General features: G+C 57.4%; 9 protein-coding genes and 1 rRNA gene. All 10 read right to left on the minus strand.

The window, feature by feature from the left end; all coding sequences use genetic code 11:
- On the minus strand, positions 1–1,194 hold the full coding sequence (gene steA, locus WG938_RS06525) for a putative cytokinetic ring protein SteA (protein WP_339978677.1): 1,194 nt from the start codon (positions 1,192–1,194) through the stop codon (positions 1–3).
- A gap of 66 nt (positions 1,195–1,260) precedes the next feature.
- Complete coding sequence (recN, locus tag WG938_RS06530) at positions 1,261–2,985, minus strand: DNA repair protein RecN (RefSeq protein WP_339978680.1); 1,725 nt, start codon at positions 2,983–2,985, stop codon at positions 1,261–1,263.
- Between the two features lie 10 nt (positions 2,986–2,995).
- Positions 2,996–3,925: an NAD kinase gene (locus WG938_RS06535; RefSeq protein WP_339978683.1), complete on the minus strand. Its 930-nt coding sequence runs from the start codon at positions 3,923–3,925 to the stop codon at positions 2,996–2,998.
- Positions 3,922–4,758, minus strand: coding sequence for a TlyA family RNA methyltransferase (locus WG938_RS06540; RefSeq protein WP_339978686.1), 837 nt, complete (start codon positions 4,756–4,758; stop codon positions 3,922–3,924). The genes WG938_RS06535 and WG938_RS06540 overlap by 4 nt, the downstream gene beginning before the upstream one ends.
- Positions 4,751–4,978 (minus strand): hypothetical protein, encoded by a 228-nt coding sequence (locus WG938_RS06545; RefSeq protein WP_339978689.1) that lies wholly within the window; start codon positions 4,976–4,978, stop codon positions 4,751–4,753. Before WG938_RS06545 ends, WG938_RS06540 begins: the two co-directional genes overlap by 8 nt.
- Positions 4,979–4,985: 7 nt before the next feature.
- On the minus strand, positions 4,986–6,029 hold the full coding sequence (locus WG938_RS06550; protein ID WP_339978691.1) for an HAD-IIA family hydrolase: 1,044 nt from the start codon (positions 6,027–6,029) through the stop codon (positions 4,986–4,988).
- Complete coding sequence (locus WG938_RS06555; RefSeq protein ID WP_339978693.1) at positions 6,030–7,283, minus strand: hypothetical protein; 1,254 nt, start codon at positions 7,281–7,283, stop codon at positions 6,030–6,032.
- Between the two features lie 140 nt (positions 7,284–7,423).
- Positions 7,424–8,338, minus strand: coding sequence for a ribonuclease H family protein (locus WG938_RS06560; RefSeq protein ID WP_339978695.1), 915 nt, complete (start codon positions 8,336–8,338; stop codon positions 7,424–7,426).
- Between the two features lie 181 nt (positions 8,339–8,519).
- Positions 8,520–9,386 (minus strand): hypothetical protein, encoded by an 867-nt coding sequence (locus WG938_RS06565; RefSeq protein WP_339978697.1) that lies wholly within the window; start codon positions 9,384–9,386, stop codon positions 8,520–8,522.
- 298 nt (positions 9,387–9,684) lie between these two features.
- Positions 9,685–9,764 (minus strand): 5S ribosomal RNA (gene rrf, locus WG938_RS06570); the annotation flags it as partial.

A 9,764-nucleotide genomic window follows, 5' to 3' on the forward strand; every position in this document is an offset into this window, starting at 1 on the left:
CTATTTAAATAGACCCTGGAACCACAGCGCGATGGAGTTCCACGTATTAATCAAGTTCTCCGAAACCGAACCATCACCGGACGTACCTGCGATAGCAATGATGACGGCGAGAGCAACGAAGATTGCCAAGATTGCCCAGGCAATACCGAAGCCTCGTCCGCTGACTTGGTAAAGATCAGCAACCAACTCGCCATCCACCAGCTTGCGACCAGCCTTCAATCGGCTCAACAGCGCAGATGGAATGTGCTTCTGGTCAGGGCTGCCGTAGACATCGTCGAGGTCAAGCGGAGCACCCACATTGACGATCATTTCGGCACCGTGGTACTCAGCCAGCACCAGCGCGAGATCGGTCGCATTATCCGACAGAGCAGGGAACGTCATCGCGCCAATACCCAGATCCTGAATTCGCTCCAGTCCTGCGGCATGGCCGTCTGGATCAGCAGGCAGAATCACACATTCTGCAGCGCGCAGCGACCCCGAGTCGATGTCGGACGGGTTGCCGATGATGAAGTCCGGCTCGTAATGCATGTCGACCAACGTGTCGGCACCTGCATCGACGCCGATCAGCAGTGGGTCGTACTCATTGATGAAGTTCTTCAGTCGACCAAGGGTTTCCCGGTGGTTCTCCCCTGGGCTAACAATGATGACTTTGCGACCTTCAATTGACTGTTCGACGTCTGGAATGCCGAGACCATCAACATACAGTGGCGACTCCGTCGTTGCGAATTCAACCAAGTTGCCCGACAGCGCTTCAAGGCGGTCTTCCAAACTGGTGCGAGCTTCATCGAAGGCAGTTGCCAGCTCTGCATCGGTGACGACATCACCGGAGGCAACTCGACGGTCCCCGTAGTACAGGGTGCCGTCATGCAGGCGACCAGTCTTGCCATCCTTCAGCTTCGCAAATGCCCTGTCGCCAGCATTCTGCACAAGCTCGATGCCAGAATCCGCCAACATCTGCGGACCATAATTGGGTTGTGCGCCAGTGGTGAACTCGCTGGCATTAATAACTGCTCCGACCTGAGCGTCAATCAGACGCTGCGCCATGGGGCGCGTCAAATCTGGAGCATCAATGACGAGAATATCGCCCTGTGTGAGCTTCTTGAATGCGCGTTCCGGTCGTGAACCGTCGCGCACGGTACCTACATGACCCGGAAGTTGTGGATCGTTCTTGGAGAACAGACTCATGGCCTTCATGTTTGCTCAACGATCCCGCCAACATGTGGAGGCGCGCCGGTATCCCGGCCTAAACCTCAACCAAAACTAGAAGGTTGCCCGGTCCGACCGAGCGGTATCCAACAAGTCCTGAGCATGCGCCCTTCCCGACTCCGTATCGTCGAGTCCCGCCATCATCCGGGCGAGCTCCTCGACCCGCGAATCGTCGTCAAGCGTGTGCACACCAGATGTCACCGAATCTTCGCCCACGTTCTTGGTGACCCGCAAATGCGTATCTGCATACGCCGCAACCTGAGGCAGGTGCGTGACGACGATAACTTGATGCTTCATCGCCAACCTGCCCAACCTGCGTCCGATTTCGACCGCTGCGCGACCGCCAACTCCGGCATCGACCTCGTCGAAAACAAGGGTTCCGCCACCGTCTTCTGCAGCAAGAACGACTTCGAGCGCGAGCATTACGCGGGACAGCTCACCACCTGAAGCGCTGGTCGCAAGCGGACGCGGTTCCGCACCTTTGTGAGCAGACAGCTGGAACTGCACAGTATCTCGGCCGTATGGGCCGAACTCACCAGAGTCGGAGACACCGACTACCAGCGAGGTACTTGGCATCGCCAAGCCATGCAGCTCGACTGTTACTTTTTCGGCCAGCATTTTTGCGTGCTTGACCCGCAGTGCGGTCAGCTTCTTAGCAGCTTTGGCGAGCTCCTTTTCGTAGCTGTCGACCTGTGCTGCCAGTGCTTCCAAAGCCTCGCCAGATACATCGAGACTGTCCAGCTTGCGACGGGCTTTGTCACGCCACGCCAGAACACCATCGATATCCGGGGCATATTTACGGGTCAGGTTCTTGATCTCCGCCTGCCGATCCAACAGCGAATCCAGCGACTCAGTTTCTTCTGGCAACGAGGCCACATACGAACCCAATGAGGCAGAAATGTCGGCGAGAGTACTCGTCACATCGCCAAGCTGCGTCGCCAGCTCCGTCAGCTCTGGATCCGTTGTTCCCGCAAGCTGTTGCTGTGCATGCCCGAGCAAATCCGCAGCGCCTTCATCGTCAGACTCGGCACCAAACGCACTTGGACCATCAATGCTCACCAACGCCTGGGTCGCAGCTTCGCGCAGACCATCGACATCTTCCAAGCGACGAATCATCGTCGCTAGTTCTTCGTCTTCCCCGGGTTCAGGGTCGACATCGTCGATTTCCTTCAAGGCGAAAGTAAGCTGGTCGGCGCGCATCGCCATTTCACGGCGTTTCGACGTCCGCTCCTCCAGGTCCTTCTTCGCAGCTCGCCACTTCTGTCGGATCTCTCGATACGGTTCAAGCACCTTCGCCGCAGCAGCTGGATTAACACGATCAAGTGCAGCCCGCTGCTCGTCAGCGCCAAGAAGTCTCAGCTGGTCATTTTGACCATGAATAGCCAGCACCAGGCCAGAAATGTCGACCAGACTCGCAGCAGGAGTCGATCGGCCTCCTACCCATGCTCGCGAGCGCCCCTTGGCCGATACCTGTCGAGCAAGCAGGACTTCATCATTCTCGTCTCGTTCCCCACCGATTTCGGCGACGATGCGGTTCACGTCGTCGGAAAGCGCATCGTCCACATCATCAGTGGAAATACGTCCTTCTACAAGAGCTTTGTCAGCGCCAGAACGGACGCGTCCAGCGTCAGCGCGTCCTCCGGACAGCAGTCGCAGACCGGTTACGACCATCGTCTTACCCGCGCCGGTTTCACCTGTGAGAACCGTCAGACCAGGACTGAATTCGACTGTCGATTCGGTAATGACACCGAGATTACGAATGCTTAGTTCAGTCAGCACAGTGTGCGGTTCACCTCCGTGGGCCCCGCCAACCAGTCACCGGCAAGCGGAATTTCGATACGAGTCGATCAGCAAAAGGTGCCGAGTCAAGCCGTACCCACCGTACTGGCTGTGTGCCACGGGTGATTTCGACACGCGCTCCGGGTGGCATCGCAATTGGCCGGAACCCATCGAGCACGGCCTGAGCTGAGGATGTTTCGGGATTGGTCTCGACAGCAACCGTCGACTGTGGAGCAACGGCCATCGGGCGGTCAAACAAGGCATGTGCATTGTTTGGAACCACCAAAATCGCATCTAGTTCAGGCCACAGAATCGGACCGCCCGCCGAAAAGGCATATGCTGTCGAGCCAGTCGGAGTTGAGATAAGCACGCCGTCACAGCCATAGGAGCTGACCGGCCGACCATCTACTTCCAAGATCACGTCGAGCACGCCACGACGGTTCAGATTCTCAATGCTCACTTCGTTGAGCGCCCATCCGGTGCCAATTACCCGACCATTTGTATCTCGAACGGTCACGGTGATGGTCATGCGGTCTTCGATTCGCCAGTTGCGATCGATGATGCGCGTGATGGCTTCGTTCATCGATTCCTGCTCCCACTCAGCGAGGAAACCGACGTGCCCCATATTGATGCCCAGCACCGGCAGGTCCATGGAATGCGCAATATCGGCGGCGCGCAAGAAAGTACCGTCGCCACCAAGGACGAGCACCAGCTCGCATCCTTCTGCAGCTTGTGGCGAATGTCCATATCGGGGGAACTTGCCCAACACAGGATGGCGCATGAGTGCTTCTGGGTGGTCTCCCGCCAGCACTCGCACATGAACACCAGCAGCTTCCAACAGTTCAGCTGCTTCCGCTGCAGCCTTCAAGTTTGCGCTTCGCCCAGTGTGTGGGACGAGAAGAATCTCGCGGACGTTGGAATTACGATGTGACTCAGTCATTGTGGGCCTTCCTTGACTGCTCGTGCGATTGCCTCTGCAACACCGTCGTCACCGAGATCGCTCTTGCCTCCATCTTTCACGAGCCAGAGGAAGAATTCGACGTTTCCGCTAGGACCAGGCAACGGACTTGCGACAGCGTCTTTCACTGACAGCCCCAGCTCGCGAGCGAAGTTAGCAACTTCCAGCACTACTTCTTCACGCAACGCAGCGTTACGCACAACTCCGCCGTGTCCGAGTCGATCCTTCCCCACCTCAAATTGCGGTTTGACCATGGGCAGCAGGTCCGCACCTTCGGCTAGACAGCTGACCAACGCAGGCAGGACCAACTTCAACGAGATGAACGACAAATCGCCCACCATCACATCTGCCAGACCGCCGGTAGCTTCAGGGGTCAACGTCCTCACGTTCGTGCGGTCAAGCACCAGGACTCGATCGTCGTCACGCAAGCGCCACACCAACTGGCCATAACCTACGTCGACTGCAATGACTTCTCGAGCTTGACGACGCAGACACACATCCGTAAACCCACCAGTCGATGCACCTGCGTCAATAATGCGTCGGTCTTTCAGGCTGAGGCCCTGTGGCTCAAATGCGGCAAGTGCGCCGAGGAGCTTGTGTGCGCCGCGGGATGCCCAATCGTCTTGTTCTCCGTCATCGGCCACGCGAATGGACACATCTCCGGTCACGGCAGTTGCAGGCTTCGATGCTGCCATGCCGTTCACAGTGACTCGACCGGCGCGAATCATTTCGACGGCTTGTTCCCTCGAACGGGCTATCTTGCGACGAACCAATTCAGCATCGAGTCGGCGCTTGGGGACCGAGCCCTTAGCCACGAGCGCCCCCATTCCCCTTGCTTAATGCTTGCTGCAACAGTTCGTGAGCCTCTTCCATGAGTGCTGCATGGTCTGCTGGCGTTGGGGCTGGGCGGTCGAGAACTTCGGCGACGTCGTTGCGAAGCTGTTCGGGAGCAATTGGTGCCTGGGGCATCGGCGACTGCGTCGGTCCTGGCGTTGCTCCTGGCCGAGGTCCCGGCGTGGGAAAAGAGTTACTCATCGGTAGCTCACCGCCACGCAGCAATAGCGATACGCGCAGCCTCAGAATCCGGTCGCACGCTGGTGATCGGTACTGCGTTCTCGTCGGACGTATCGGCGGCCCACGCCACTGAAGCAGCCGTGAGCAATCCAGCCACTGCAGCCTGAGTTGCATCGGCAAAACGCGGATCGTTCATATCGCCCCCGGACAAGATGACCGTCGACGGATCCTGAGGATCGACTTCTGCGATCAGTCCAGCCTGGGGCTGCGGCTTCGCATGCTCGATCGGCGCGAGCAATGCGCGCATATCGGCACCGATCATGGTTGGGCGTTCCGCTGGAATTGCGGTCAGAGTTTCGTGATGACCCGAAATCCCCGTGACTACCATCAACGTGTCATAGCCGGCGGCATTACCACCAGCGATGTCCGTGTTCAGACGGTCACCGATACACAGTGGTTTCTGCGCACCAACGCGCGCAGCTGCCGAGTGGAACATTGGGGCTTCCGGCTTTCCTGCACTCATTGGTTCCACACCGGTGGTGACCGTCAATGCTGCAGCAACAGCACCGTTACCCACCATGCGGCCGCGCTCGTCCGGCAACGTCGTGTCCAGGTTTGAAGCCAAGTACTTCGCGCCACGATTAATGGCAAGCGCAGCTTCTGACATCTGCTTCCAGGTCATTTCACGGTTTAGACCTTGGAAGACGGCAGCCGGTTCGTCGTCAGCTGAGTCCACAATGATGTATCCAGCTTCGCGCGCGAGCTCCTTGAAGGACTCAGCGCCCAGCACATATACCTTCGAACCAGCAGGAATAACATCCTTAGCCATATCGAGAGCAGCCTGCGCAGACGTGATGACATCCTCGGCAAAGCACTCGTAGCCCAGCCCCTGGAGTTGGTCGGCTACCACCTGCGGTGGGCGGGATGCGTTGTTGGTAATAAACAACATTGGCAAGCCAGCTTCTGCCAGAGTCTCTTGTGCATGAGGGACCGCACGGTCACCTTCATAAATTGTGCCGTCAAGGTCCAACAGAGCTGCGTCATAGCAGCTCGCTAGCTGTGCCGAAGTCATCTATTCTCCTTCATTCGATTCTTCAGATGGCGTGCCAGACATCAGTTCGTCGATACGATCGCGGGAATCCAGAACTTCCTCCGGATCCAAGTTCGCAGAGCGCTCGAACCATTCCTTCGCCTCTTCAGTGCGGCCGGCTGCTGCTAGCGCATCGGCATAGGCGTAGAACAAACGAATTGCTTCGAAGTCCTCGCGAGTTGGATCAAGATTCTCTTGTTCCAGCTCCAGCAACGCAGCGTCCAGCTGTCCCATATCACGGCGGGCACCGGCCACCACGATGGCCAGCTCAGTCTTGGAGTCGGCGTCGAGAAGCTTGGCTTCTTCGGAACGGGCAAGTTCAATCGCCTTTTCTGGACGACCCAAACCTCGCTCACAGTCAGCCATCACTGCCAACAAACCAGCGCCACCCGAAATTCGACGAGCGGCACGCAGCTCACTGAGAGCTTCCTTCCACTCACCAGCATGGTATGCGGTAACACCTGCGGTTTCGCGGACGACACCGACTCGACCGGCACGATCCTTTGCTGCTCGAGCGTGACGAAGCGCCAACTGTGGATCTTCAGCCAGCGTGATTGCAGCCATGATCATGTGACGAGCGGTTGCGTCAGCATTGTCCTTAGACAGGCTCTTGAGATCCTGGCGTACGGCTGGATCGAGCTCATCAGCACGGATGTCGTCTGGCAATGATGGCTCGTTCATACGAGCATTAATGCGTTCTTCGCGGAATCCTGGACGCTGTGGGCCGGTTCGTTGCGTACGCTGCTCATCCTGACGCTGACCACCGCGGTTCGACCTGCGGTTGCCACCGCCACGACGATCATCACGACCACCGCGACCGCCGCTGAACCCACGACGGTCATCCCGATCGCGGCCACCACGGCCACCGCTGAATCCACCACGGCGCTCTCCGCGCTCATCGAAACGACGCTCCCCGCGCTCCCCACGATCGTCAGGACGGTCGCGGTCATAGCCACCGCGTCGATCGTCACGGCGCTCATCGAAACGACGCTCGCCACGGTCGCGGTCGTAACCACCCCGACGATCATCACGACGCTCCCCACGATCATCGCGACGGTCACGGCCACCGAAGCCACCCGAACGACCACCTGGTCGACCGCCGGGCCTTCCACCAGAGCGGCCTGCCGAACGTCCACCAGAACGTCCGCCGAAGCCACGATTACCTCCCTGACCTCCGCGACCGCCTTGTCCGCGACCGCGGTTATCGCCCGAACGTGAACCTTCGTGCTCAGCCATGTATTGGGAGCTCCTTCATCATTGAAAAACTAAAACTAGAAAATCAGATCTACGTTTGCCTGGTTTCCCACAAACTTCAACCGCCCAGAATACCAGGCAAACTCCGCATTACCGATTACAGATTCACCGACAAAACATCCCTACGCCACATGATGAGCAACGAGCACTCCATCACCACTAAGATCCCACGTCGACGTCGCAGTCGCCAGATCACTATCAATCACTACAACCGCAGTCGTCCCGGACTCCGCAACTTTTGCTCCATCAACCAGCGACTCGTGCCCCAACCACTCCGGAAAAGCATTACTCAACCCGGTAGGAACCAAAACCGCATTCTTTGCTAGATACTCCAAACGCTTTTCATCCCCACCGTGAGCACGGGCAACAGCTCGTAGCAACGTTTTCTGCAAAATTCGAGCGCTCATCGCCACAGATTTCTGCTTTACGACGTCCTCCGCTACATCAAACAAACCATCTTGCACTCCGTCGTCGCCAAGCCCGGCTCCTTTGGACTGTGCCGAGAAAGACGAAGGAGCGGAAACTGAGTCAGCAGGAATCGAGTCATCGGAGCCAGGGAGTGGCGCACCAGCCCCTGGGAAGCCTGGGCCGTGCTGAGGCGCACTGCCACGCTGATATGCCGTTGCGACGGCCCGAGCACGTTCATCAGCCGCTTCGTTCAAGCCATGCCCGGAATGGCCCTTAACCCATTCAAATGTCACTGAGCGGCCGGACATCTGTTCGTCGATAAGCTTCAAGATATCGACGTTCAGAACAGGCTTACCATCTCGCTTCCGCCAGCCCTTACGCTTCCAACCTGGCATCCACTTAGTCACCGAGTTGATGACGTACTGAGAGTCACACAAAACATGCAAATCCTCATCAGCGCGGTGCGAGGTAGCATTCAGCAATTCCGCTACCGCCATCAATTCACCGCGGTTGTTTGTACCACTCTTCCAACCACCGGCTGCCCACGTAGTGTCATCAATAAACCAACACCAACCGGCAGGACCAGGATTGCCGAGGGAAGAACCGTCAGCGGCAGCAGTAATAGTCATAGACCGAAAGTTTAGTACCTTGGGCGGATTGGCAGGGACACGGCTACGATGAATAGACTGCCAGCTATCTGACGCGAGTCGCTTCATGCAGACCTAGAACAGGCAAGAAGGAAAGACCCCCAGCGTTGAGCTGGGGGCCAATGAGATTGAAGACGAACCTACGCGTTCTCTACGCGATCTACTAGAAAGTTGGAGTAGGTGTGTCGAGGTTCAGATCCTCGAGCATCTTGTCCAATTCCTTCATGGACTCGTCGAAGTCCTTCATGGTGTCATCGAAGCTCGGCAGAGAATCCAGGCCGGTGTCGCCCAAACCTGGCATTTCGTTGAGATTCTCCATCTCCTTCATATTCATCGACTTATCGCAGACCAACCACTTGCCGTCTTCCTTCTTGAAGGCCAACTTCTGGTTGTTGTGAGTCAATGTGGCGGTCTCGCGAGAATCATCCGTAAATGCCACGGTGTCTTCATTCACAACTGGACGTTCGATGCCCAGGTCCTTGCGCATCTGCTCAACATCAAAGCCATCAGTCAAATCGCTAAGGGACTCGTCCACTTCCTTCAGCTTTGCTTCATCGCCACGGTACTGTTCACAGACGAACTTATTGCTTGCGACGAGCGACGTTTCCTTCTCCGCCGCATTCATCGTTTCCTCGATGCCCTTCACAGCACCCTTCAGAGCACGGCTCTCGGCAGTCATGAACCAGTACGCAGCGCCACCGATCAGAGCAAGCACGACCACTGCAGCAATAATCGCTGGCACCAACATCTTGCTTCCCGACGACTTCTTCGGCGATTGGCCACCCGGAGCTCCGTATGCAGAGGCGCCCTGCGGTGCACCATACGGCTGACCTCCATATGGCTGACCCTGCTGGCCTCCCTGCTGGCCACCGTAGGAGTGGCCCTGCTGGCTACCAAAGCCACCGCCAGCATTTGGGTCGCCCCAACCGGAGCCACCGTACTGACCTCCTGGCTGGCCACCTGGCATATTCGGCTGGCCACCGTTGTTCTGGCCACCGAAATTGTTGTCGCCACCATATGGGTTACTCATGCTGCGCTCCTATGTACAAACCAGCCGACCGATAGGTGGTGGCACATACGTATCCTCGACAAAAACAATGCTATTCAGTTCGAAGATATTACCTGATAGACAAACACGTCGCGCACTGACAGGAGCAAAAAATTACTGCTCCTCAGCAATAGAAACTGCTGGCAGCAGTTTACGGGGCAAGATGTCATTCACTTCGCCACCTATCGGGCAGTCATGGCAGCTATCGCTTGTGTGTTCGAGTGCGGGCACACAAAAAAAGGGGGCCCAGCCCACAAGGACCAGACCCCCACAAAAACAATGCCGGCAGCGACCTACTCTCCCACACCCTCCCGAGTGCAGTACCATCGGCGCAGGCAGACTTAGCTTCCGGGTTCGGAA

This window comes from Corynebacterium sp. H113, assembly GCF_037572315.1.
In the GTDB taxonomy this organism is placed as follows: Bacteria; Actinomycetota; Actinomycetes; order Mycobacteriales; family Mycobacteriaceae; genus Corynebacterium.